The sequence below is a fragment of the Thermocaproicibacter melissae genome (genome assembly GCF_024498295.1).
GTDB classification, from domain to species: domain Bacteria; phylum Bacillota; class Clostridia; order Oscillospirales; family Acutalibacteraceae; genus Thermocaproicibacter; species Thermocaproicibacter melissae.
This window is the reverse complement of the sequence record NZ_CP101827.1, coordinates 162,880-185,509: the sequence shown is the minus strand read 5'-3', so window position 1 is coordinate 185,509 and position 22,630 is coordinate 162,880. Positions and strand designations below refer to the sequence as shown.

Here is a 22,630-nt window from a genome sequence, read left to right as displayed (position 1 = left end):
CATTTGTTATTATTTTACGTTTCCAGAAATCGCTGTCTGCAACCGAGCAAAATAATCCGACATTTGCCGCAGCGAATAGGAGTAATTCGTTGTTGTGCGGACCATGTCAATCATCTGCTGCTCCAGGTCAACACCGTTTCCGTCTTCGCGGAATGTTTCTCCTTCGTCTTCCGTAACTTCGGGGGTGACGGAAGAAATCGCTTCGGAAACGGCCTGCGGATTGCTGCCGGGGGAGGCGAGTTCTTTAAGAAGCTGATCCTCAAAGGATACTCGCTTTGCTTTATAGCCGGGAGTTTCAACGTTTGCCATATTGTCGGAAATTGCCTGCTGGCGGACCCAAAGCCCGTCTAGGTCTTTTTCTAGCAAAGTTGAAGAAATCGTATCAATCCAATTCATGGACAGGCGCTCCTTTCATTAATAAAATAGCCCCAAAAAAGAAAAGCGAGGAAATATACGCACAAGTTGCATAAAAACCCCGCTATTTATTCGATTAAAGAAATTTATTTTATATACAAATTATATAAAAACTTCTCATAATATTCGAATTTACAATCATCATTATGTGACGTTCATGCGCAAAAGTCAAGAATTCTTGTAAAATAAACACAAAAAAATGCGAAAAAACATATATTTTTATTAACTAATATACAATTATTTACACATCATACAAAAAAACATCCTATTTTCCAACGCATTCGGATAAATATTAGAATGAATATTTTGGAAAAGAAGGATACGCTTTCAGGCTAAACTTCTCAGCACTTGTGCCGATAATCAAAACAGAGGTGATAGGAGAATGGAGATAAAAGGCATTAACAGCTTTTTTTCAGATATACAGCAGACCTCTGCCTGCAAGGAGGAATCCATCCAAAACGAGCGTGCTGAGTCTTTCGGAAAAGTGCTTCGCGGGAAGATGGATACAATTGAGATTTCCGCGCACAAAACGCAGCGCTCTGTTTTGAAGGAGACCCGGAACAACATCCTGCGTGAGCTGAGGCGGCCGGTGGACAGCGCTACGCTGAATGAACTGAAGAACCGCATCGCTTCCGGTATGTATTCCGTCAATGAAGAGGAGATTGCTGATATTCTCGGCAGATAATCACGCGGGGAGGAGTTTTCGGAATGATCGCAGCGGAACAGGCAGACGAACTGATTCGTTTTTTTAAGCGGATGCTTGCTTTTTACCGTGAGTTTCTTGCGTTTGAGCGTGAAAAATATGAAATTATCGTTTCTGGTAATTTTCAGAAGCTAGATGCTTCCCTAAAACGGGAACAGGCTTTTACCTTGAAAGCCCGCGGCTTTGAAAAAGACCGTGTAAAACTTTTGGAGAAATTGGGCTGTACGCAGGCAACCTTCCGGCAGCTGATTGAGGAGGTTGACCCTACGCGAAAGGAAGCCATGCAGAAGCTTTATGAAGACCTTTCCGCCACTGTTTCGGATGTAAAAGCAGTGAATGAGCGTTCTGCCGGCATGCTGCGGGCAAAGATGAACCGTGTGTCAAAGATTCTTTCTAGAATGGAAAATCAGCCGGAGTTAAAAAAAATATATGGAAATCATCTTGGAGAGAGATTAGGACACGAGACCACTTTTTCCAAAAAGGTTTGAATCGTTTACAGCCATACTTGAAAGCTGAACGGAGGAATTAACTTGAGTTCGATGTTTGAAGGCCTGTATATCGCGAGAAGCGGTGTTCAGGCTTCTAAGGCGGCCCTGAATATCACCGGCCAGAATATCACCAATGCCAACACCGAGGGATATACCCGCCAAAGGGTTGACCAAAACTCCCTTCCGCCTTCGGATTCCGGCGGCCAGTGGGCTTCTTTGGGAACCTCGGTTGGAACCGGTGTCAGCGTGGATTCCATCAGCCAGCTGCGCGACGCATTTCTCGACAGTGAATACCGCACACAGAACGCAAAGAGCGGTGAAAGCGCACAGTGGGTGGACACGTTGTATGACATGGAGGACATTTTTACCACCACGACCACCGCTTCTTCGTCCTCAAACGTTTCTGTCATTGATGTGCTGAGCAATCAGTTCAGCAATTTCCTAACGCAGCTACAGAATATTACTTCTTCGTACAGCAGCGTTTCCGAAGGCAATGTGCGTGAAGCCGCCAAATCGCTCGCAACCCAGCTCAACACGGCAGCCAGAGCGCTGAACACCATACGCGAGCAGCAATACAATCATCTTGAGGAGTATAATGTGAACACGGTCAACGACCTTCTCAAGAGTATTGCTTCGCTGGACAAACGCATTAAGGACGCCGAGCTTTCCGGTTCCCCCGTTCTGGAGCTGAAGGATCAGCAGAACCTGCTTTTGGACAAGCTCTCCAAATACGTTCCCATTAAAGTGGTTCAAGAATCCGAGAAGTTGGATAACGGAAAAAGCGTTGATACGACAAAGGTATATCTTGCGGATGCCAACGGAAACAAACTCGCCGGAAATTACGAGCTTATCGGCGGTGCGGACGGCAGTGATTATGCACAGTTTACCATTACGCAGGATGCGCCCGAAGAGGGCAAGTCCTTCGGTATTACCCAGCTGCACCTGACAAAGCTTTCGGTCAATGGAACTATCCCGACCGATGCCGACGGCAATCCGGAGCTTCAGGGAATGACGAATGACGACATTGCTACGGGTGCATTTGCCGCCAGCCTTGCCCTTCTGAACGACAGCGGAGATTATGACGGAGATTCGACTTCGCCGCGCGGAATCGGATTTTATTCGCAGTACCTTGACACGATTGCGAGAGAACTCGCATCTACGCTGAACAATCTGAATTATAACCCAAACAAGAAGGATTCTTCGGGAAATACAATCCCTGCGGAACAGCAGATTCTCTTCAGCGGTTCTGTCGAAACAGGTACCTTGGATGACATTACAAAGGGAATTACAGCAGCGAATATCCATGTAGCATCCACATGGAAAGACGGCGTGCTGACAACTAACAAAGATGTTTCCAATTCCGGTGACGACAACAGCGGTGCATGCCCCAATATCCTGACCATGATTGCAAAACTGAAAGATGACAAAATTACTCTTACCACGGATACCGGAGCGATTGTTTTCAACGGAACACTCCAGAAAGCATTCGCAAGTGTAAGCGCAATGCTTGCACTGAACACAAACAGCATGCAGACCATTGACAACACGAATTCCCAGTTGTTGAACAATATCGACAACAGCCGGCAGGAACTTTCCTCCGTCAGCTTAGATGACGAAGCCATCAGCATTGTTCAGTATACCCAGTCGCTGAATGCATCTTCACGCTTTATGACCGCTGTGGACGAATGTCTGCAGACAATCATCAACAACATGGGCCTTGTGGGAAGGGGATAATCGAAAATGAGAATCACTTCGCAGATGATGCTTTCACGCTATAAGAGCGATGTCAGCGACGCATACGCTACCCTAAACAAAGCTATGCGCCATGCCTATGACTACCGCAGGTTTGACCGCCCGTCGGAGGATCCCCTTGCGGCTTCCCAAACCGCTGACATTCACTGGCAGATGAGCCTTAACGACAATTATTCTTCCAATATTACCAATATTAACAGTGCGCTTACTACTGGCGAAAAGATTCTGCAGAACATTGATGCGATGCTCACGCAGGCAAGCGGAACCACGGTGCTGAAAGCAATCAACGGCACTATGGCCGCGGAAAACCGCCTTGCGCTGGCAGATCAGCTTCTCAGCATACGCGACAGCATCGTTTCGCAGATGAACACAAAATATGCCGACAGTTACCTTTTCAGCGGTTCCGGCGCAGGGAAAGCTCCGTTTGAGCTTGTAAAAGATGCGAGCGACCCTTCCAAGGACAAGCTGTATTACCGCGGTGTGGATGTTGACACGGGAAAAATGAAAGATGGTTCTACCCCGTCGGTGAGCCTTGAGGATCTTGCGAATGAAAAGGTGTATGTCGACATCGGCCTCGGCATGACAATGGATAAAAACGGAGTTATAGAGGACCAAAGCGCTTACAATAAGGCAATGCCGGGCATCAGCTTCCTCGGTTACGGTACAAACAGCGACGGCGTGCCGAATAACGTGTGCAGCATTCTTTCCCGAATTGCCGGTATACTCAAGAACAGTGCAAACGAGCAGCAGTTGAGCACGGCTGAGCTGGAAGAAATCGAAAAGCTCACTTCCGCATTCGACGCCTCCCAGGATAATTTTGAGGCAGGGCAGGCACAGTTGGGCAACCGAATGCAGTTCCTCAACAACACTTCAGAATACATTACAGAATTGAAAACCAACTTGGCCGAGAAGGACAACGAAGTGGAATTTGTAGAGCCTACCGATGCCATTGAGACGTATTATAGCCAGCTTTACTGCTACAATGCCGCGCTGAAAGTCGGCGCGCAGATTCTACAGCAGAGCTTGATTGATTACCTGAGATAAGCAGACGCCGCACCGAAATTTTTTAGGAAAGGTCGGCGGAATCAGTGCTTCTGATTATTGAGGACAAAAATAACCCTACGGAGCCCCTTGCCGAAGAAACGGACGGTGGCTCCGAACTTGTTTATATTCCCACAATCTTCGTTCCGGTAAAAAAAGACAAAAAGACTCTGCAGGCGGAATGTGAATTGGACCGGATCCTGTATGATTTCCGGCAAAACAAGGAAAATCAGTCCTCTTCACCGGGGCAGTGCGGCAAACTGATTCCTCTTTTTTTGAAGGCTGTCAGTCGAACGGGGCTTCCGCCCGAGTATATTACGCCTTCCGAAAATTTCTGCCCGCCTCAGGAAGAAGGCCGTAAATTATGTGCCCGGGGCTGACCCCCGGGGGAGATGGTACATTTTATGGACAACAAAATGGAAGACAAGCCCCAAGAGAAGCAAGAAAAGATTATCATTCATTTTCCCGAAGGGATTTACGGTTTTGAAGATGTAAAAGACTTCATTTTGCTTCAGGAAGACGACGCACAGTTTCTTTGGTCACTTCAGGCGGCATATTCTCCGTATCCCACCCTCATTGTGGTGGACCCGTTTCTCATTATGCCCGACTACGCACCGAAGCTTCAGGAACGCGAGCTGCATCTGCTCGGAGACCCTGCAGAGGAAGACCTTTGCTGGCTGGCGGTAGCGGTTATCCGCAAAAAACTGGAGGATTCCGTTGTCAGCTTGAAAAGCCCCATTGTGATTAACGTGAAAAACCGCGTGGGAATGCAGGTTATTTTGGAAGATGGAGATTACCCGCTTCGTTACCGGTTGTTCGCTGAGACGGGAGGGCAGTAGAAATGCTAATCGTCTCGCGAAAAAAGTCGGAGTCCATCCTCATCGGCGACGACATTGAAGTCATTGTAACCGAAGTGGGCGCAGACCGTGTAAAAATTGGCATTAAAGCGCCGAAGGGCGTGCCAATTCTGCGCAAGGAGCTGGCGGATGCACGGGAGCTTAACCGTGAGGCGAGCACCGTTTCCGGCAGAGAAGCGATGGATGAGTTAAAAAATGCACTTAAAAAACGATAAAAATAGAAATCTTTCTGGGAAATATTCAAAACACCCTAAAGTTTTCAGCAGCCGAGCCGATATTATAGGTGGTTTCCAAAACGGGCGGCAGTTTTCTCCAGTCCGAAGTCGCTGGGCCCGCGAGTTCGGATGTAGAAAGCGGCTTTCCCGGTCGGATCATAAAAACAAACGAGAAGAGAATGGAATCTCTTCCACCCGCAGGGCAAAAGTCTGCGGGAAAAATCAAGGAGGAAAGATTTTATGCGTATCCAGCACAATATTACCGCTCTCAATGCGGCCAACAGATTAAAGACCAATGAAAGCGCTGTCAGCAAGAACATCCAGAAGCTGTCTTCCGGCTACCGTATCAACAGCGCAGCAGATGACGCTGCAGGCCTTGCAGTTTCTGAAAAAATGCGCAAAGAGATCAACGGTCTCTCCCAGGCAGAAGACAACACCAAGAACGGCATCAGCCTTGTACAGACAGCAGAAGGCGGCCTGAACGAGACCTCCGCTATCCTGCAGAGAATGAACACTCTGGCTGTCGAGTCCGCAAACGGCACCTACAAGGATACCGACCGTGCGAACCTGCAGAAGGAAGTTGACCACCTGAAGACGGAAATTGACCGTATCGCCAATTCCACGAACTTCAACGAGATCAAACTTCTCGACGGCTCCCTCGGAACAGTATACAAAGCTGACGTTACTGCAGCGGATGATGGCATTACCAAGGCTGTTGTCAGCGGCGGCAATTTCACAGCCTCAGAGACGCTCACTCTGACAGTGACTACTAAGAGCGATGGTGCTGTAACAGTTGAATTCAGCGGAACTGCTCCCACCGGCATTAGCTTTACAACAACAGCTACTACATTCGAAACCGGTACGGCTTACACCTTCACAGCTGTCATTGCCGACACGGCTTCTGCCGAAGATGCAGCGAAATTTAAGGACTTTACAATTACTGTTACAAGGGGTTCAGACATTCCTACTACTGACAATCCGCAGGATGTAACGATTACCGCTACCCGCCATGATCCTCTCACCTTCCAGGTTGGCGCAGAGAATGTTGATGACCAGCGCGCAACGCTTTCCATCAATGCTATGGATTCCAAGGGCCTTGGAATTGACGGCAACAATCTGTTGATTGATACGCAGAAGCATGCAGAGGCTGCAATTTCCACCATCGCTGACGCTGTTGCGATTGTCAACAGAACCCGTGCTGACCTCGGTGCTCTTCAGAACGAACTCGAGCACACCGCTAACAACCTCAGCACCATGAACGAGAACCTGACCTCTGCTGAGAGCACGATCCGCGACGTGGATATGACTGACGAATATGTTCAGTACTCCAAGAACCAGATCCTTGCTCAGGCTGCAAACGCAATGCTGGCTCAGGCGAATACTCAGCCGCAGAACGTTCTCACGCTCCTCAAAGGCTGATTCGTTCACGGATAATCCTTTGCAAAAGTTCAGCCCTCGGCAACGGCCGGGGGCGTTCTTTTTGCTCTATCTATGAAAAGGCCCCCGACAGTTGTCGGGGGCCTGCCTATGTGCAGGGGAGCAAATTATTGCGGCAGATTGGCCGCAAGTTCGTTCATGGTGGGCTCTGTATGCGTCAGTTTGCGGTAGCGGCGTATGTCGTCATCCTCGGGAATGAGCTTCGCAAGCTGAAGCGTATAGGTTCCGGCTTGCTCCAGATCGCCTTGCTCAATAAGCTGTTCAATATTTCTCTTAACCTGCTTCGCAAGAGCGGCAAACTCTTGTGCCTTTAAGTCACGCATCTTCTGTTCTTCTTCAAAACGTGTGAGCAGAAAATGAATGGCGTCTTTCATGGCCGGAGATTCTTTCAGCGCTTTACGAAGCAAAGAGATATATTCTGTGTTTTTACCCAGCCGTCTTGCATCCAGCGCAGCGCCGGCGTAATATGCAAAGCGAATACTGCCGGGCAATGCGGAAAGTGCCGCGGAGAGAGCTTCCGGGCGGTACACGGTGCGCACATATTTCGAGGCACATTCTATGTACGCTTCCAACAGCGCATCGTATTGTTCGGCATTGCTTTCCGCCTTTGTGAAACGCACCGCATATTCCAGTAGGCAGGCGAGCAGGAAAAGCGCTTTTGGGTTTTCAAACGAAAACGCCTCCACATAGCTTTTCAGAATGTCGGCATAGTCTTCATGCTCCTTTTTCAGCTCCGCCGCCATGTGCGCCATGGCATCCGTGTCGATATGCGAAAGATATGGCACAATATTGATTTTTTCGCTCAGAAGGTACCATAGAATATCCGCGGTGCGAAAATCCCACTTCTCATCCAGACGGCGAAGAGAAGCAAGGCAATTCTCGGCGGCGGAACGGTCTCCGTTTTGCTGCGCGAGCTTCAAGCGGCAGGCAAGAAGCCATGCACTTTCGCCTTTTGCAGCGGCAGCGGTGCGCAGGAGTGCGTCCCGCTGGGACGGATGAAGAAAGCAGTAATTGTTTACTGCGGCTGTAAATCCATCAATCTTTGCTCGGTCGTCCGAAGCCAGCAGCTTCTGGTAGCAGTCAATGGCGGCAGACCAATCATTCCGTTTTTCGCAGATGCTGAAGCACAGCGTAAGCGAACCGTTTTGATCGTAGTTTTCGATGCCTGAGCCAAGCTCTTCTAAGCAATCAAGCGCTTCTTGTGTCTTCCCGAGCTCAGCTAAGGCTTGACCGTTCAAGACGGTTACGGTTTCCCGTACCTTTTCGGAAAGACAATGGTAACTGCCGAGGAACAGAAGGTATGGGTCAAGTTTTTCCGCGAGGTGATCCTCATAAAGTTTAAGGAATAAACGGCCGTATTTTATGGTTTCTTCATACCGCTTTAAACGCCAAGCGGCCATCTGCGCCAGCATATAACACTCCAGATGAAAATAACCGGGTGCTTTTTCCATAGACAGCACATCGGGCAGTTCTTCAAGCAGTTTTGCATAAAGGCTGCTTTGAAAGTAGGCTTGAAGAAGGTAGCAGCCGCATCTACCGTAGAGATGATTATTGTTTTCCGGGTCGATTCTGCGGGCTACCTCCATGGCGTGCTTCGAATAATGAATGGCTTGTTCGTTGTCAATATCAATCAGCTGGCCGCTGATTTGGATGAGCGCCTTCATGTCGTCCGGATCCTCTTGAAGCTCGGCACGAAGCAGCGAAAGGTTTCTTTTGTATTTCCAATCCCTTTCTTCCGGATTTTTGTATGCGTAGCCGTAATGGTGCGCAAGCACAGGAATCATTTTTGTAGGCAGTACAGGGACAATATCTTCGTGAATCTTGTGTTCAAAGTGGATTTTGGGGTGCATACGGTGAAGCCTGATAATGTGAATATCATGGTAATCGGTGCCGTCCAAACTGGTGTAGTCCCGCCTTGAAATGCCGGCAGACCAGTATTTGTCACACTCACCGCTTTGGAAGAATTCAATGAGCGGCGTCGCGTCGTCGAGGTACTCGTCCGCGTCAAGGTAAAAGAACCATTCGCCCTGTGCGGCAAAAAGGCCAGTGTTTCGGGCGGCGGAAAAATCATTGCACCAGTCGAAGTGAAGAACGTGGTCGGTGAACTTTTTCGCAATTTCCACCGTCTTGTCCGTAGAACCAGTGTCGGTGATAATCAACTCGCTCGGGACTGCGTCCAGCAGCGGTTGGAGGGATTTCAAACATTTTTCCAAATGTTTTTCTTCGTTTTTTACAATCATGCCTACCGTAAGGCGCAGCTTGTGCCCGTGGAACGGGCCGTCACCCTGCCGCGGCGTGGCTTTTTTTGTTTGCTGCAAATGTGCTTTCATAAATTAGAACCCCTTTGGCGAAATTCGGTAGAACCGGTTTTTACAATATCTTATTATATAACATATCGACAGGAACCGATAAAAATTCACAGGCGGCGGTGCTTATCAGAGGTGAAAAAACGTGGTATACTGTCGATAGGAAATATCTGGGGAGGAACAGAATGATTACGGTCAGCGTTTGTATGATTGTGAAAAATGAAGAGGCGGTTTTGGCACGGTGTTTGGACAGCTTGAAGGGCATCGGGGATGAAATCGTAATTGCCGATACCGGCTCCACAGACAGAACCAAAGAGATAGCTGCCCGGTATACGGACAAGGTGTACGATTTTCCGTGGAATGAGGATTTTGCGGCCGCCAGAAATTTTGTGCTTTCCAAGGCCGAAATGGAATATATTTATTCAGCAGATGCAGATGAAGTACTGGACGATGAAAACCGGAGAAAGTTTCTCGAAATGAAGCAGACCCTTTCACCGGATATTGAAATCGTTCAGATGCGCTATGCCAATCAACTGCAGTACAACACAACCTATAATTTTGACACCGAACTGAGGCCGAAACTGTTTCGCCGCCTTCGTACCTTCCGCTGGGTAGACCCGGTGCACGAGACGGTTGAGCTGACGCCGCGTGTTCTGGACAGCGACATTACGATATTACATAAGCCGCAGAACCTGCACTCCCCGCGCGACCTTTCTATCCTCGAAAGGGCAGCGAAGTCCGGGAAAATGAGTGAACGCTTGGCGCGCATGTACGCCAAGGAGCTGTTCATCAGCGGCACCGACGCCGATTTCCTTGCGGCGTACCCCTACTTTGAAGCGATTCTCCATGACGAGAACAAAAGCCTTGACGAGGTGCGTGTGGCACAGTGTGTGGTTTCGCGCGCGGCGCGCATAAAAAACGACCCGGATACCTTCTTCAAGGCCGCGCTCAAAAATGTGATTGGCGAGCCGTGTGCGGAAGTGTGCTGTGAACTCGGAGCGTGGTACTTTGCGGCGGGTGACTGGGAAGAAGCCGCAACGTGGTATTACACGGCAGCCAACGGGGTACAGAGTGAACTGGATCTGCGCACTTCCGGCAGTATTCCGCTCCTGCGCCTTGCGGAATGTTACCTGAAGCTCGGAATGACGGACGAGGCGCGGGAATGCTTGGCCCGGGCGGAACAGTGTACCTAAAACCTTTGGGGCAGATTCATATTTCACTGGCTGGTTGGCACAATAGAATGGGATAGATTGGAATTAAAAATGCCAGTCCGGCAGGACTGTGGAAAGGAAGGAATCTGATGAAAAACGGTTACACAATCACAGGCGTAAAGGCAATGGAAATCCTCGATTCGCGCGGTGACCCCACAGTGGAAGCTACCGTGACGCTTGAAAACGGTGTTACGGGAACGGCTGCTGTGCCGAGCGGTGCTTCGACCGGAACGTTTGAAGCACTGGAGCTGCGCGACGGCGACAAAGATCGTTACGGCGGAAAAGGCGTCACCAAGGCTGTAGCCAATGTCAATGAGTGCATCAGCGAAGTCGTGGTTGGCCTTGACGCGACGGATACCGCGGCCGTTGACGGGGCAATCCTTGCGGCGGACGGAACGAAGGACAAATCGAAATTCGGCGCCAATGCGGTACTCGCCGTGTCGCTTGCCGCGGCTCGCGCAGGCGCAAATGCCCTTGGAATCCCGCTTTACCGCTTCATCGGCGGCATCAGCGCAGATACGCTGCCTGTGCCGATGATGAATATTCTCAACGGCGGAGCACACGCAGCCAACAACATCGACATTCAGGAATTTATGATTATGCCGGTCGGCGCGCCGAGCTTTTCGGAAGGACTGCGCCGCTGTGCAGAAGTGTTTCATAAGCTGGGGGCGATTCTGAAATCGCGCGGCCTCGCTACCGCCGTCGGCGACGAAGGCGGTTATGCCCCGAACCTTCAGACCGACACCGAGGCCATTGAGCTGATTCTTGAGGCCATTTCGGCGGCGGGCTATGAGCCGGGAACCGATTTCGTGCTTGCCGTGGACGCGGCTTCGAGCGAATGGGCTGTTTCGGACGGCTATACCCTGCCGAAGCACAAAACGCACTATACCACCGACGAATTAATTGCTTACTGGCAAGACCTTGTTTCTAAGTATCCCATCCGCTCTGTGGAAGACCCGCTCGGCGAAGATGACTGGCAGGGCTGGGCGAAGATCACCGAGAAACTCGGAAAGAAGATTCAGCTCGTCGGCGACGATCTGTTTGTCACCAACACGTCTCGTCTGGAGCGCGGCATCCAAATGGGCTGTGGAAACTCCATCCTCATCAAGCTGAACCAGATTGGCACGCTGACTGAGACCATCAGCGCAATCTGCATGGCAAACCGTGCAGGCTATACCGCCATCGTGTCGCACCGCTCCGGTGAAACGGCGGATACAACCATTGCGGACCTCGCTGTGGCACTCAACGCCGGACAGATTAAGACTGGCGCACCGAGCCGCACCGAGCGCGTGGCGAAGTACAACCGCCTGCTGCACATTGAACAAGAGTTGAAGGCAGCTGCCAGATACCCCGGCATGAAGTGCTTCAACCAGTAATCTTTCCACAATTAAGCCGCACCTCTGTTTTGGACGATACCCGAAAAGACGAACAATAAAAAGCCTCCTGTTGTAGGATAAAAACTACAACAGGAGGTAAATTTATGTAAAAAATATTCAAAAGTAGATTTGCTAGCGAAGAGATATGATGCGCTTTTTCCGGACGTGTTTTTGCGAAAAGCAGCAGAAGAGGCTAACCCACCACAATACAACTACAAACAAAAAATCCGATGCAAATGCATCGGATTTTCATTTCATGGTCGAGGTGACTGGATTCGAACCAGCGGCCTCTACGTCCCGAACGTAGCGCTCTACCAAGCTGAGCCACACCTCGAAAAATTAAGCCCCGTTGTCTGGGGCTATGGTTGCGGAAGAAGGATTCGAACCCTCACGTACAGAGTCAGAGTCTGTTGTGCTACCATTACACAATTCCGCAATGTATCACCTGCATCAGTTCGCAACAGCAAGATTTATTATACCAAACCAATTGAATTTGTCAATCCCTTTTCTGGTTTTTTCGGGGAAAAGCAACAGCTTTCATTTTCAAACTTTGCTGTCTATGCTATACTGACCCCAGACGAGAAAAGGAGTGGTGAAGCATGCCGCAGCGCAAAACGATGAGAGAAGCCATTGCCGAGGCCTGTCTTCAGGAAGAAGATATTACCAAAGCGGAATATGACGGCGAAAGCGCGGAAGGTCTGGAATTTTCGGGAATCGGGTTCCACGGGTGCCGATTTTCCGGCTGTCGGTTTGAAAACTGCCGCGCGGAAAATCTATATTTTGAAGATACGGTTTTTGAAGCGTGCAATTTTTCGAACGCATCTCTGGCAGGCTGCTGCCTGCGCCGAGTAAAATTTCTCAACTGCAAGCTGATGGGAACCAGTTTTTCCGAACCGATTCTCGATACGCTTGAAGTTGCGGATTGTTCCTGCCGGTTTTTCGCTGTTTCAAACGGGAAGCTCCGCCGCGTTGTTTTTTCCGGCAGCGACCTTTCGGAAGCCGTTTTGCAAGAATGTTCGCTGAACGGCACCGAATTTCGAGACTGTTGCCTGCGTAAGGCTGACTTTCTGCACACGCCGCTCAAGGGAATCGACCTGACGACCGACGAAATTGCAGGGCTAGTGGTTTCCGGCCCCGAGCTGCGCGGCGCAAAGGTCACCATGCTGCAGGCCAGCGACCTTGCACGCTACCTTGGCCTGATTGTGCAAGATTAATCTGTGCAGTTAACCCTTTAATATACCGCCATGAGTACCCGCTCCGCGCAGCGAATTCCGTCGACGGCGGCGGAAACGATTCCGCCGGCGTAACCTGCACCCTCTCCGCAGGGATAGAGTCCGCGAAGCCCAACAGACTGCAAGCCCTCACCCCGCAGCAGACGCACAGGCGAGGAAGAACGGGTCTCCACTGCTGTGAGAACCGCATCCGGACTGGCGAATCCCTTCAGGCGGGTATCCATCTGACGCAGGCCCTCACGCATCGAATCCGCGATAACCTCGGGCAGGCAGTCATCCAAGGAGCACGGTGTTACGCCGATGGGATAAGTCGGCACAACGCTGCCGAATCCGGTAGACGCACGCCGCGCAAGGAAATCCTCCACGCGCTGGGCGGGGGCGCGGTAATTTCCCCCTCCGAGTTCAAATGCCTTTTCTTCCAGCCGGCGCTGAAACTCCATGCCGGCAAGCGGGCCTTCCCCGCCGAAATCTCCCGGGCCGACGTTCACAAGCAAAGCGGAATTTGCATTTACGCCGTCACGGGCAAACTCGCTCATGCCGTTCGTAACGAGGCGGCCCGGTTCGCTTGCCGCAGCCACCACCGTGCCACCCGGGCACATACAGAATGTATAAACGCCGCGTCCAGTGGGAAGGTGTACAGCTAGCTTGTAATCCGCTGCACCGAGCGCCGGATGTCCTGCAAATTTTCCGTACTGAGCCTTATCAATCATGCTCTGCAAGTGCTCAATGCGCGCTCCGACGGCAAACGGTTTTGCCTCCATGGGCAGCTTCATTGCCTCCAGCATGGCGAATGTATCCCGCGCACTGTGGCCGATGGCAAGGATGACGTTCTCGGTTTCCAAACGCTCGGGTGTTCCGCCTTGCGTCCGGAATTCCACCCCGGTGATTTTTCCGTCGCGCGTCAGCAGCGCCGTCATCTTCGTGTCAAAGTAAATCTCTCCGCCGAGGGAAAGAATCGTTTTGCGGATGTTCCTCACCGCACCGGGCAGGCGGTCGGTGCCGATATGCGGCTTTGCTAGGTACAGGATTTCCTCCGGTGCTCCCGCCAAGACAAACTCCTCCAGCACCTTGCGGATGCGGGGATCCTTTGTTCCGGTGTTGAGCTTTCCGTCCGAAAAAGTTCCGGCGCCGCCCTCGCCGAACTGCACGTTGCACTCCGGGTCCAGCACACCGATTTTCCAGAACTGCTGTGTTTTCTTCTGGCGCTCCTCCACGCAGGAGCCGCGCTCCAAGACGATGGGCCGCTGACCGGCCTGTGCCAGAATCAATGCCGCAAACATTCCCGCTGGGCCGAACCCCACGACCACGGGCCTCGAAGAAAGCGGGCGGATTTCCGGCAAACGATATCGGTAGGGTTCCGCTTTTGTGATTTTTCGGTCGCGCGGAGCTTTGCAGCGAGGACATTCTACATCCACCGTGCAGATGAAATGAACGTCGTCTTTTCTTCTTGCATCCACCGAGCGGCGGTAAAGTTTCAAAGAACGGATTTCCTCCGGCCTGACACGCAGACGCCTTGCGGCTTCGCGTTTCAGGTCGCTTTCCGTTCCATTTAATTCCATTCGGATATCGGTAATTCGATACATCTTTCCTCCGTCAAATTCCTGCTGCGGCGTTTCCCGCCGTAATGCCGCTGGCCCATGCCCAGTGAAGGTTGAAGCCGCCGCATTCTCCGTCAAGATTCAACAATTCCCCGCAGAGGTACAGTCCCTTGCAGAAACGCGACTGCAGGTTCTCATCCACTTCGGAAAGCGGTACGCCGCCCGCTGTTACCTGCGCGTTCTGCCACGGAGCTGTTCCCAAAACGGGAAAACGGTACTGTTTCAACGTCGCCGCTGCGTTTTTTACATTCTGTGCGGTCAGCGAGCTTGCCGAAACGGATGCTCCTTGAAGTGCTCTTCTCATCACTTCGATGGCGAGCGGTTTACAGAGAATTCCTTCCAACGCAGCAAACGCCGGCATATCACCGCAGGCATCCGCCCGCGTACGAATCAGCCTTTCCAGCTCCTCCGCTCGATATTCGGGAGCGAGGTCAAGCGTGATTTCAAGTGTCTTTGGTTCATAACTGCCCAGAAAGCGGGCAAACTCAAAAATACAGATTCCGGAGAGAGAGTTTTCCGTAAACTGAACTTCTCCCCGCGTCGTTTTGATTTTGCGGCCGCCCTGCATCAAAGCAGCCTCTGCCATGCAGCGCACGCCCTTGAGAGGTCTTACGAGTTTTGGGTCAGTACGAACCTGCGTCAGCGCAGGGCTGAGCCGACTCACTGTGTGGCCATACGGTCTGAGCAGCGCATACCCGTCTCCGTCTGAACCGGACTGCGGGCAGGCCTTTCCGCCGCAGGCAACAATGACTCGTTTGGCCTTCACGCTCTTTTTTTCGGAAATCAGTGCAAATCCGCCGTGGGTAGCCTCAATGCTTCTTACGGCAAAATCGCAGAGTGTTTCTACCCCTGCGGCTTCAAGGCTCAGGCGAAGAACATTCAGCACAGAGGAAGCCTGAAGGCTATATGGATAAACGCGGCCTTCGTCCAAAGTCCGGCAGAGAAGCCCGTGGCTTTGGAACAGGCGGATAATCTTCTCCGGCGGGAAACGGTGCAAAATTCCCGCGGCTGCGTCTGTGTCGCCGTAATACCGTCCCGGCCCAGCGTTGCGGTTCGTGAGGTTGCAGCGTCCGTTGCCCGTAAGCAGCAGCTTTTTTCCCACCCGAGGATTTTTTTCCAAAACAGCGATTTTGAGCGTCCTGCCCGCTTTTTCAGCCGTTTCTGCAGCGGCTAACGCTGCGGCAAGGCCGGAGGCTCCTCCTCCGACGACCGCGATGTCGTACATTCTTTTCTCCTTTCAACCCAGTGAATCTACGCTCAAATTCAAAAAAACAAGAACACAAATGCCGAAGCGGCAATCAGCAAAGCACATACGAGTGCCACAATGCGTGCAGCCAGCGTATATGTTCTGTTATTCCCTTGTTTGAATTTTTGTTTATTTTTCATAATTAGAAATTTGCCCTCTACAAATTAACTTACAATATACGTTATAAACATTATAACAAACTGCGGTAGAAATACAACCGCGGGAGTCTTGATTTAGACGCCCTTTCTCCACGATGGGGATTCAATGGGGATTCATTTATCAGAGGTAAAAAATATGAAAAAGCGTAGCAAACTAAATTCCGGTAACTCCCTTAATGACGGATATACTTTTGACAGTTCCGAACGAAAAAATTCAGACAGTGTGAAATCTCACAGCAAGGCTGTAAAAACAGTGATCCTTACGATTGTCTTTCTGATTCTTCTCTTATGCGGCATCGGATTTATCTATGTGAGTATGATGATGTCGCGTCTCAACCGATCGGATCCTGTGAACAGCGAGGCTCTTCAGCAATATGAGGAACAGCCTTCAGAAGCGCCGCAGTGGGCCGTAAAAACGCAGCAGGGCGTTATGAACATCCTCCTGCTGGGTGTGGACGAGAACGACGACGGTTCCGACGGCCGGTCCGACAGCATGATGTTGATCTCCATTGACAGTGATTCAAAAGCGATTCGGCTCGTTTCCTTCCTGCGCGACTCTTACCTCGAAATCCCCACCATCGGCAAGAAAAAGCTGAATGCCGCCTATTCAAACGGCGGTGTCGCGTTGACCATGCAGACGCTCGAAAACAATTTCCGCATAGATGTTGACCACTACGTTTCTATCAATTTTGAAAACTTCGCGGCAGTCATTGACAAGATGGGCGGGCTGGACGTGCCGATGTCTAAGGCGACCTGCAGGGAAATGAACAAAAATATCGGCACCCACTTTAAAGAAGGCATTAATCATTTGAACGGAGCGCAGTGCCTCTACTACGCGCGTATCCGTCATGCCACCGATGAATTCGGCCACGACGATTATGGACGGACAAGCCGGCAACGTCAAATTATTCAGCTTATGATTCAAAAAATTAAAGGCATGAATCTGCTCCAGTCCAGCCAAATTCTTTATGATTATCTTCCGTATGTTAAAACAAACCTCAACGACAGTGAAATTCTCTATCTTGCTTCGATAGGCGTGGATCTTTCCTCCTACAAAATAGAATCCATGCAGATACCTGCGCCCGATACGTTCACGGACAAATCAGACGTTCCCGGCGCTGGCGACGTGCTGGTGCTTGACTTGGAGAAAAACTGCGCGCTGCTCCGCCAATTCCTCTATGGGGAAACAATCCCCTCAGAATCTTCCGATTAAACGGATTTTTGCCTAGAGAAAATCATTTTATGCGAATTCTTCTCCGCGGATTTCATTTTCCGCGGAGAAATGATATACTAACAAATTAGCGTAGAAAAAATCATCGTTCCCGGAGGCAGAGAGAATGGAGAAAAAGACTTTTTACATCACAACGCCGATTTACTACCCGTCCGGCAAGCCGCATATCGGCCACTGCTACTGCACCCTTGCGTGCGACGCAATAGCGCGCTACAAACGAATGCAGGGCTACGACGTGATGTTTCTGACCGGGACCGATGAGCACGGTCAGAAAATTGAACTGAATGCTGAAAAAGAGGGTATTACCCCGAAGCAGTACGTCGACCGCGTGGCGAAGCAGTTCCAGGACCTTTGGAAGCTGCTGAACATCTCGAACGACAAATTCATCCGCACAACGGACGATTACCATGTTGCAGCGGTTCAGAAAATTTTTAAGGAGCTTTACGACCGCGGAGACATCTATAAAGGCGAGTACAAAGGCTGGTACTGCACACCGTGCGAATCCTTCTGGACAGAGACACAGCTCAAAGACGGCAAGTGCCCGGACTGCGGCCGCGAAGTGAAAATGGCAAACGAAGAGGCCTATTTCTTCCGCCTTTCCAAATACGCCGACCGCCTGCTGAAGCTCTACGAAGACCAGCCGGATTTCATTCAGCCCGAAAGCCGCAAGAACGAAATGATCAGCTTCATCAAGCAGGGGCTCGAAGACCTCTGCGTCTCGCGGACGAGCTTCTCGTGGGGTATTCCGGTTACGTTCGACCCGAAGCACGTTGTCTACGTGTGGGTGGACGCACTGACAAACTATATCACGGCGCTCGGCTATGGTTCCGACGACGATTCGCTGTACCGCAAATTCTGGCCTGCCGATGTTCACTTTGTCGGCAAGGAAATTGTTCGGTTCCACACCATTATCTGGCCGGCCATGCTGATGGCGCTCGACCTTCCGCTTCCGAAGCAGGTCTACGGCCACGGCTGGCTGCTGTTCGGCGACGGCAGCAAGATGAGCAAAAGCAAAGGCAACGTGGTTGACCCGCTCATCCTCTGCAACCGCTACGGCGTAGACGCCGTCCGCTACTTCCTCCTGCGCGAGATTCCGTTCGGCGCAGACGGCCTGTTCACCAACGAAGCTCTCATCAACCGCATTAATTCCGACCTTGCGAACGACCTCGGCAACCTGCTCTCGCGCACAACGGCGATGGTGCAGAAGTATTTCGGCGGAAAAATCCCCGCACAGCGCGAAAGTGCTCCTATTGACGACGAACTGATTTCCATGGCGCTTGACCTGCGCAGAAAATGCGACGAAGCTGTGGACAGCTACCAGTTCTCCGTTGCTCTGACGGAAATCTGGAAGCTCATAGCCCGCGCCAACAAATATATTGACGAAACCGCCCCGTGGGTTCTCGGCAAAGACGAGACAAAGCAGGCAAGGCTCGCGGCAGTGCTTTACAACCTGTGCGAAGTGCTCCGCATTGTCTCCATCCTGCTCAAGCCGTTCCTGCCGGACACCGCTCCGAAGATTCAGCAGCAGATCGGCGCCGGTGCAGATGTGCTGACCTATGAAGCCGCAGCAAAATGGAACCTGCTGCCGGCTGACACGACAATCGTGAAAGGCGACGCCCTCTTCCCGCGCATCGACGTGGCAAAGGAAATCGAAGAACTCAACCGCCTGATTCCGAATCCGGCGGAAAAAGCCGCGGAAAAGCCTGCCGAAAAGCCGGAAGGCGTTGCGCAGATCGGCATTGATGATTTTGCAAAGGTTGACCTGCGCGCGGCTGTCGTAAAGGCCTGCGAACCCGTGAAAGGTTCCAAGAAGCTGCTCAAGCTGACGCTCGATGACGGTATGAACGGGCGCACCGTTGTTTCCGGCATTTCTCAGTGGTATAAGCCGGAAGACCTCATCGGCCGCACCGTGGTGCTTGTCTCGAATCTCAAGCCCGCAAAACTCTGCGGTGTTGAAAGCCAAGGCATGATTCTTGCCGCGGATGTGGGTGAAGGTGCAAAGGTCATTTTCCTCGAAGGCGTTCCCGCAGGCAGCAAGATTCGGTAACACATTCGTGCGGTTGCAGACCGCAGAACAGAAATCGATCGCTCCGGCACTGCCGGATGATTTCAAAACGCGGTCCCTTTATAGGGGACCGCGTTTTGCATAGGGAGGAAAAACATGAAATATAGCAATATCTTCGACAGCCACGCACATTACGACGACAAGTCCTTTGACGAGGACCGTGAACAGCTTCTCGTCGAACTTCCCAATCTCGGCGTCTCCCGCGTGCTCAACTGCGGGGCTGACCTTGCGTCTTCCTGCAAAGCGGCAGCCCTCGCGAAAAAATACCCATATTTTTACGCCGCTGCGGGAATCCACCCCGAAGAAGCACACGACCTTCCCGCAGACTGGGAGGAACAGCTCAAAGCGCTGCTCGCTCAGCCGAAGATGGTGGCTGTCGGCGAAATTGGCCTTGATTACCACTTTGAAGAAAATCCGCCGCACGAAGTGCAGCGGGATGTTTTTGAAAAGCAGATTCTGCTTGCGAACGAAATGAACCTGCCGATTATTGTCCACGACCGCGACGCGCACGGCGACACGATGGAACTGCTCAAAAAGCATCGGCCGCGCGGCGTGGTGCACTGCTTCTCGGGCAGTGTGGAAATGGCAAAAGAGGTGCTGCGGCTCGGCATGTATATCGGCCTTGGCGGTGCAGTTACCTTCAAGAACGCGCGCGTGCCTGTTGAGGTCGCAAAAATGGTGCCCGCCGACCGTCTTCTTCTCGAGACGGACTGCCCCTATATGGCGCCGGTTCCATTCCGCGGGAAGCGCAACGATTCGTCACTGATTGCCTACACGGCGGAGCGCATTGCGGAAATTCGTGAAGAAGATACGCAGGAACTCATTTTCAAGGCGCATCGCAACGCCTGCCGGCTGTTCCTCGGCTCCGAAGAAGCCGAGTAAGCGTTCACTCCGCTTTGCACAGCATCAGCACAAGCGCGGTGATGTCGTCGTCATGTCCGTCGGAACGGCGGGCAATCGCCTTGGAGACAATGGTCTCCGCAAGCTCCTGCGGAAGCGTGCCGTCCCATTTTTCGACTTCCTCGCAAATCCAGTCGCTGCCGGAGCTGAGAGCACCGTCGGAAAGCATCACGAGCAAATCTCCGTCTGAGAGCGAGTCGGCGGAGCGGTTGAAACTGGCTTCATTCAAAATTCCAATCGGCAGACCGGGCGTGTCGCGAACAACGGCATGCCCTTTTTTGCGCAGAATTGCCCCCGGCGCACCGGCCTTGAGCAGGGTTACCTCACCGGTGTAGAGGTCAATTACGGAGACGTCCATGGTGGAAAGCGACTCATCGCCCGATTTCGCGACGAGCGCCGAATTCACAATGCGCAGGCCGGTATCGAACCCGATGCCCGCTTTGACGAGGCGTTCCATAATTCCGCTCGCCATTGCGCCGTCCACCGCCGCACGGCCGCCCGTACCCATTCCGTCGCACAGAATGGAAACCACGCGTCCGCTGCCGTCGGGAAAGCTCGTCCAGCAGTCTCCGCAAAGTTTGCCGTTGCCGCAGATGTGCTGCGCACAGCCTGTTTTTACCTTGTAGGCAGCCCGCTCATTGATTTGAATTCGGCATTTTCCCGCTTCCGTTGTGATGGCGGGGACGTCGAACTCACGCCCGCATGCGCGGGAGAGTTCCTCTCTGAGCTTCGAGCGGTTGATTCTGCCGGACTGCGGCAGCGCCGCGACTGCTTCGGCAGACATGTGCCCGAACCGGTCGATGCGGCAGCTCACGCTCATGGGCTGGATTCCTGCCAGACGCAGGACTTCCGCAGTCTTCTGGGTTGCGGCCGGGTCGTATTTTTCACACATCTCCATGTCGGAAGCCATGTCTTCGAGCATACTTCCGGTGATGGTGAACTGCTCGGCCACCATGCTGCGAATCTGCTTTGCGCGCTTTTCCGCCGCCTCCATAGCGCAGAAATCGGCATAGTACTTATTGATGGATTCCGCAAGCCTGTCCACTCTGCTGCAGTGCGTGCGGAATTCCTCACGGAAATCGTCGTGTTCCACCTTCCTCTTTTCGCGCAAGGTAGGGGTCAGGTTGTTGAATGCATCCATCGTCTTGTTGTAGCTTTTCTCCCAGCAATAGCCTTTCAGACCGCAGGTGCGGCAGACATGCTCGATTGTCTTGTTGTAAACGTCGTCAATATCCGGCGCGGCTGTTTGCTCCAAACGGCGGGAGACCTCCTCCACGGAGGTGGCTACCCCTTCGAGCGCTTTGGCGGCAAAATCGAGCTTCATCACGATGGATTTGCGAAGCCCCTCTGCACTCTCACTGTCATCCCGGCGGGAAAACACGCCTACGAGAAAACTGCCGGTTTTCGCGGGCAGTAAAAGATAAATCACCGTCGCAGCCGCGACCTCATAAAGCCCAACGATAACCGCTTTTTGATTTCCTACCTGAAGGGAGGCGATTCCGTTTGCCAGCACGAAAGCCGCAGCGGAAGCAAGCCGCCCGAGCGGTGAAAACAGTCCGGCAACGAGGCCGCCGAGCGCATAGGCTCCCGAAACATAGTTAAGGCCCGATGTCGCAAGGCTGAACGTAAGCCCCGCCGTTACGCCCGCAATGCTTCCGCCTGCAACGCCGCCGTAGCGCGCCGCGAACAGCACCGCAAGAATGGCAAGGACTCTGCCCACCGAAACGCCCCAGAGCGTAAGCTCGGAAAAGGATAGCAGAAGCACGCTGATGGTGAACGCCGCGCAGGCTATCTCCTGCGGAGTCCACTCTGCGGCGCTGCGCTCCGACTCAGCCGCCGTAATGCTTCTCCGGAAGAAATACGCCGAGACGCCCGCGAGCAGAGATTCGGAAACATACATCACCGTTTCGGAAAAGGTCGCACTGCTGACCGCCGCGACCGCAATTGATGTCGTTAAAAGCGGAAGAAATGCAGCCGACGGCGCAAAAATCGGGTGCATCCGCAGTTTTACTAGGTCGTTGAGCGCCCAGCGGATTGCCGCTGCGGCAATGACTGCCGCAAGGTAATGCACCGGCACAACCATGCCGGACGGCAGCATATATCCAATCGCGCTGCCGAGGGTCAGGCTGAACAGAACCGAATACGGCCCTGCAGCGACCACGGCAACTCCAAACGGGGCATACTGCCCGAACACAACCCCTCTCGAACAGAGCAGACCAATTGTAAAGGCGGCAAGTTGCCTTGCCGCCAGCTTTGCGGGAACGGCTGCTGCCTGCGAGAAACGGATTCGCTTTGTTTTCTCCGCTATCATAGTTCTTTTATCACATCCGTAATTTTTCCGTCCGCGCGGCGGTTTTCAAGCCGCCAGTCTGGTGCGAAATCTTTCTGAATTTATTATAC

At 52.2% G+C, this 22,630-nt stretch carries 19 protein-coding genes and 2 tRNA genes; 14 read left to right on the top strand and 7 right to left on the bottom strand.

The genetic code is table 11. The annotated features are described in order from the left end of the window. Window positions 1-9: 9 nt before the first annotated feature. Complete coding sequence (gene flgB / locus NOG13_RS00945; protein ID WP_283110450.1) at window positions 10-396, bottom strand: flagellar basal body rod protein FlgB; 387 nt, start codon at window positions 394-396, stop codon at window positions 10-12. A 400-nt stretch (window positions 397-796) separates the two neighbouring features. Between flgB and NOG13_RS00940 the strand changes: the two genes are divergently transcribed. The 8 genes from NOG13_RS00940 (at window position 797) to NOG13_RS00905 (ending at window position 6,889) form a co-directional block, all read left to right on the top strand. Continuing rightward, on the top strand, window positions 797-1,099 hold the full coding sequence (locus NOG13_RS00940) for a flagellar biosynthesis anti-sigma factor FlgM (RefSeq protein ID WP_283110449.1): 303 nt from the start codon (window positions 797-799) through the stop codon (window positions 1,097-1,099). 23 nt (window positions 1,100-1,122) lie between these two features. After that, window positions 1,123-1,605 (top strand): flagellar protein FlgN, encoded by a 483-nt coding sequence (locus NOG13_RS00935; protein ID WP_283110448.1) that lies wholly within the window; start codon window positions 1,123-1,125, stop codon window positions 1,603-1,605. Window positions 1,606-1,656: 51 nt separating this feature from the next. Continuing rightward, window positions 1,657-3,339 (top strand): flagellar hook-associated protein FlgK, encoded by a 1,683-nt coding sequence (flgK, locus tag NOG13_RS00930; protein ID WP_283111198.1) that lies wholly within the window; start codon window positions 1,657-1,659, stop codon window positions 3,337-3,339. A 6-nt stretch (window positions 3,340-3,345) separates the two neighbouring features. Continuing rightward, window positions 3,346-4,401 (top strand): flagellin family protein, encoded by a 1,056-nt coding sequence (locus tag NOG13_RS00925; RefSeq protein ID WP_283110447.1) that lies wholly within the window; start codon window positions 3,346-3,348, stop codon window positions 4,399-4,401. A 44-nt stretch (window positions 4,402-4,445) separates the two neighbouring features. Further along, window positions 4,446-4,778, top strand: coding sequence for a hypothetical protein (locus NOG13_RS00920; RefSeq protein ID WP_283110446.1), 333 nt, complete (start codon window positions 4,446-4,448; stop codon window positions 4,776-4,778). Window positions 4,779-4,802: 24 nt separating this feature from the next. Further along, window positions 4,803-5,237, top strand: coding sequence for a flagellar assembly protein FliW (gene fliW / locus NOG13_RS00915; protein WP_283110445.1), 435 nt, complete (start codon window positions 4,803-4,805; stop codon window positions 5,235-5,237). Window positions 5,238-5,239: 2 nt separating this feature from the next. Beyond that, a complete protein-coding gene (locus NOG13_RS00910) occupies window positions 5,240-5,470 on the top strand; it encodes a carbon storage regulator (RefSeq protein WP_283110444.1) in 231 nt (76 codons plus the stop codon). Between the two features lie 240 nt (window positions 5,471-5,710). Continuing rightward, window positions 5,711-6,889 carry a flagellin N-terminal helical domain-containing protein gene (locus NOG13_RS00905; RefSeq protein ID WP_283110443.1) on the top strand — a complete coding sequence of 393 codons (1,179 nt, stop codon included), beginning with the start codon at window positions 5,711-5,713 and terminating at the stop codon, window positions 6,887-6,889. Window positions 6,890-7,014: 125 nt separating this feature from the next. Here NOG13_RS00905 and NOG13_RS00900 read toward each other — a convergent pair whose 3' ends face one another. Then, the gene (locus tag NOG13_RS00900; RefSeq protein WP_283110442.1) at window positions 7,015-9,237 is read right to left on the bottom strand and encodes a glycosyltransferase; all 2,223 of its coding nucleotides are present in this window, start codon (window positions 9,235-9,237) and stop codon (window positions 7,015-7,017) included. A gap of 161 nt (window positions 9,238-9,398) precedes the next feature. On the opposite strand from NOG13_RS00900, the gene NOG13_RS00895 reads away from it, so the two are divergent. Both NOG13_RS00895 and eno read left to right on the top strand, forming a co-directional pair. After that, window positions 9,399-10,406, top strand: coding sequence for a tetratricopeptide repeat-containing glycosyltransferase family 2 protein (locus NOG13_RS00895; RefSeq protein WP_283110441.1), 1,008 nt, complete (start codon window positions 9,399-9,401; stop codon window positions 10,404-10,406). Window positions 10,407-10,513: 107 nt separating this feature from the next. Then, window positions 10,514-11,800 (top strand): phosphopyruvate hydratase, encoded by a 1,287-nt coding sequence (gene eno / locus NOG13_RS00890; RefSeq protein WP_283110440.1) that lies wholly within the window; start codon window positions 10,514-10,516, stop codon window positions 11,798-11,800. A 257-nt stretch (window positions 11,801-12,057) separates the two neighbouring features. Here eno and NOG13_RS00885 read toward each other — a convergent pair. Further along, window positions 12,058-12,134: transfer RNA gene (locus tag NOG13_RS00885), tRNA-Pro, on the bottom strand. Between the two features lie 28 nt (window positions 12,135-12,162). Continuing rightward, a tRNA-Gln gene (locus NOG13_RS00880) sits at window positions 12,163-12,236 on the bottom strand. A gap of 163 nt (window positions 12,237-12,399) precedes the next feature. Here NOG13_RS00880 and NOG13_RS00875 point away from each other — a divergent pair. Then, the gene (locus NOG13_RS00875; RefSeq protein ID WP_283110439.1) at window positions 12,400-13,014 is read left to right on the top strand and encodes a pentapeptide repeat-containing protein; all 615 of its coding nucleotides are present in this window, start codon (window positions 12,400-12,402) and stop codon (window positions 13,012-13,014) included. Between the two features lie 17 nt (window positions 13,015-13,031). Here the strand turns inward: NOG13_RS00875 and NOG13_RS00870 are convergent, their stop codons facing one another. Both NOG13_RS00870 and NOG13_RS00865 read right to left on the bottom strand, forming a co-directional pair. Beyond that, window positions 13,032-14,615 carry an NAD(P)/FAD-dependent oxidoreductase gene (locus tag NOG13_RS00870; RefSeq protein ID WP_283110438.1) on the bottom strand — a complete coding sequence of 528 codons (1,584 nt, stop codon included), beginning with the start codon at window positions 14,613-14,615 and terminating at the stop codon, window positions 13,032-13,034. A gap of 10 nt (window positions 14,616-14,625) precedes the next feature. Continuing rightward, window positions 14,626-15,855, bottom strand: coding sequence for a BaiN/RdsA family NAD(P)/FAD-dependent oxidoreductase (locus NOG13_RS00865; protein ID WP_283110437.1), 1,230 nt, complete (start codon window positions 15,853-15,855; stop codon window positions 14,626-14,628). A gap of 315 nt (window positions 15,856-16,170) precedes the next feature. Between NOG13_RS00865 and NOG13_RS00860 the strand changes: the two genes are divergently transcribed. The 3 genes from NOG13_RS00860 to NOG13_RS00850 all read left to right on the top strand — a co-directional run bounded on the left by NOG13_RS00860 (window position 16,171) and on the right by NOG13_RS00850 (window position 20,212). After that, window positions 16,171-17,247, top strand: a complete 1,077-nt coding sequence (locus tag NOG13_RS00860; protein ID WP_283110436.1) for an LCP family protein — start codon at window positions 16,171-16,173, stop codon at window positions 17,245-17,247. Between the two features lie 124 nt (window positions 17,248-17,371). Beyond that, window positions 17,372-19,312 (top strand): methionine--tRNA ligase, encoded by a 1,941-nt coding sequence (metG, locus tag NOG13_RS00855; RefSeq protein WP_283110435.1) that lies wholly within the window; start codon window positions 17,372-17,374, stop codon window positions 19,310-19,312. Window positions 19,313-19,426: 114 nt separating this feature from the next. Beyond that, window positions 19,427-20,212 carry a TatD family hydrolase gene (locus NOG13_RS00850; RefSeq protein ID WP_283110434.1) on the top strand — a complete coding sequence of 262 codons (786 nt, stop codon included), beginning with the start codon at window positions 19,427-19,429 and terminating at the stop codon, window positions 20,210-20,212. 4 nt (window positions 20,213-20,216) lie between these two features. Here the strand turns inward: NOG13_RS00850 and NOG13_RS00845 are convergent, their stop codons facing one another. Beyond that, window positions 20,217-22,541: a SpoIIE family protein phosphatase gene (locus tag NOG13_RS00845; protein ID WP_283110433.1), complete on the bottom strand. Its 2,325-nt coding sequence runs from the start codon at window positions 22,539-22,541 to the stop codon at window positions 20,217-20,219. Between the last annotated feature and the right edge of the window lie 89 nt (window positions 22,542-22,630).

Excerpts from the sequence above, each read along its gene's own strand:
- NOG13_RS00845 (WP_283110433.1), bottom strand. The coding sequence starts at position 22,541 with ATGATAGCGGAGAAAACAAAGCGAATCCGTTTCTCGCAGGCAGCAGCC.
- flgK (WP_283111198.1), top strand. The coding sequence starts at position 1,657 with ATGTTTGAAGGCCTGTATATCGCGAGAAGCGGTGTTCAGGCTTCTAAG.
- NOG13_RS00940 (WP_283110449.1), top strand. The coding sequence starts at position 797 with ATGGAGATAAAAGGCATTAACAGCTTTTTTTCAGATATACAGCAGACC.
- NOG13_RS00925 (WP_283110447.1), top strand. The coding sequence starts at position 3,346 with ATGAGAATCACTTCGCAGATGATGCTTTCACGCTATAAGAGCGATGTC.
- NOG13_RS00865 (WP_283110437.1), bottom strand. The coding sequence starts at position 15,855 with ATGTACGACATCGCGGTCGTCGGAGGAGGAGCCTCCGGCCTTGCCGCA.
- NOG13_RS00910 (WP_283110444.1), top strand. The coding sequence starts at position 5,240 with ATGCTAATCGTCTCGCGAAAAAAGTCGGAGTCCATCCTCATCGGCGAC.
- NOG13_RS00935 (WP_283110448.1), top strand. The coding sequence starts at position 1,123 with ATGATCGCAGCGGAACAGGCAGACGAACTGATTCGTTTTTTTAAGCGG.
- flgB (WP_283110450.1), bottom strand. The coding sequence starts at position 396 with ATGAATTGGATTGATACGATTTCTTCAACTTTGCTAGAAAAAGACCTA.
- NOG13_RS00895 (WP_283110441.1), top strand. The coding sequence starts at position 9,399 with ATGATTACGGTCAGCGTTTGTATGATTGTGAAAAATGAAGAGGCGGTT.
- NOG13_RS00870 (WP_283110438.1), bottom strand. The coding sequence starts at position 14,615 with ATGTATCGAATTACCGATATCCGAATGGAATTAAATGGAACGGAAAGC.
- NOG13_RS00860 (WP_283110436.1), top strand. The coding sequence starts at position 16,171 with ATGAAAAAGCGTAGCAAACTAAATTCCGGTAACTCCCTTAATGACGGA.
- NOG13_RS00905 (WP_283110443.1), top strand. The coding sequence starts at position 5,711 with ATGCGTATCCAGCACAATATTACCGCTCTCAATGCGGCCAACAGATTA.
- NOG13_RS00850 (WP_283110434.1), top strand. The coding sequence starts at position 19,427 with ATGAAATATAGCAATATCTTCGACAGCCACGCACATTACGACGACAAG.
- fliW (WP_283110445.1), top strand. The coding sequence starts at position 4,803 with ATGGACAACAAAATGGAAGACAAGCCCCAAGAGAAGCAAGAAAAGATT.
- metG (WP_283110435.1), top strand. The coding sequence starts at position 17,372 with ATGGAGAAAAAGACTTTTTACATCACAACGCCGATTTACTACCCGTCC.
- NOG13_RS00875 (WP_283110439.1), top strand. The coding sequence starts at position 12,400 with ATGCCGCAGCGCAAAACGATGAGAGAAGCCATTGCCGAGGCCTGTCTT.
- NOG13_RS00900 (WP_283110442.1), bottom strand. The coding sequence starts at position 9,237 with ATGAAAGCACATTTGCAGCAAACAAAAAAAGCCACGCCGCGGCAGGGT.
- eno (WP_283110440.1), top strand. The coding sequence starts at position 10,514 with ATGAAAAACGGTTACACAATCACAGGCGTAAAGGCAATGGAAATCCTC.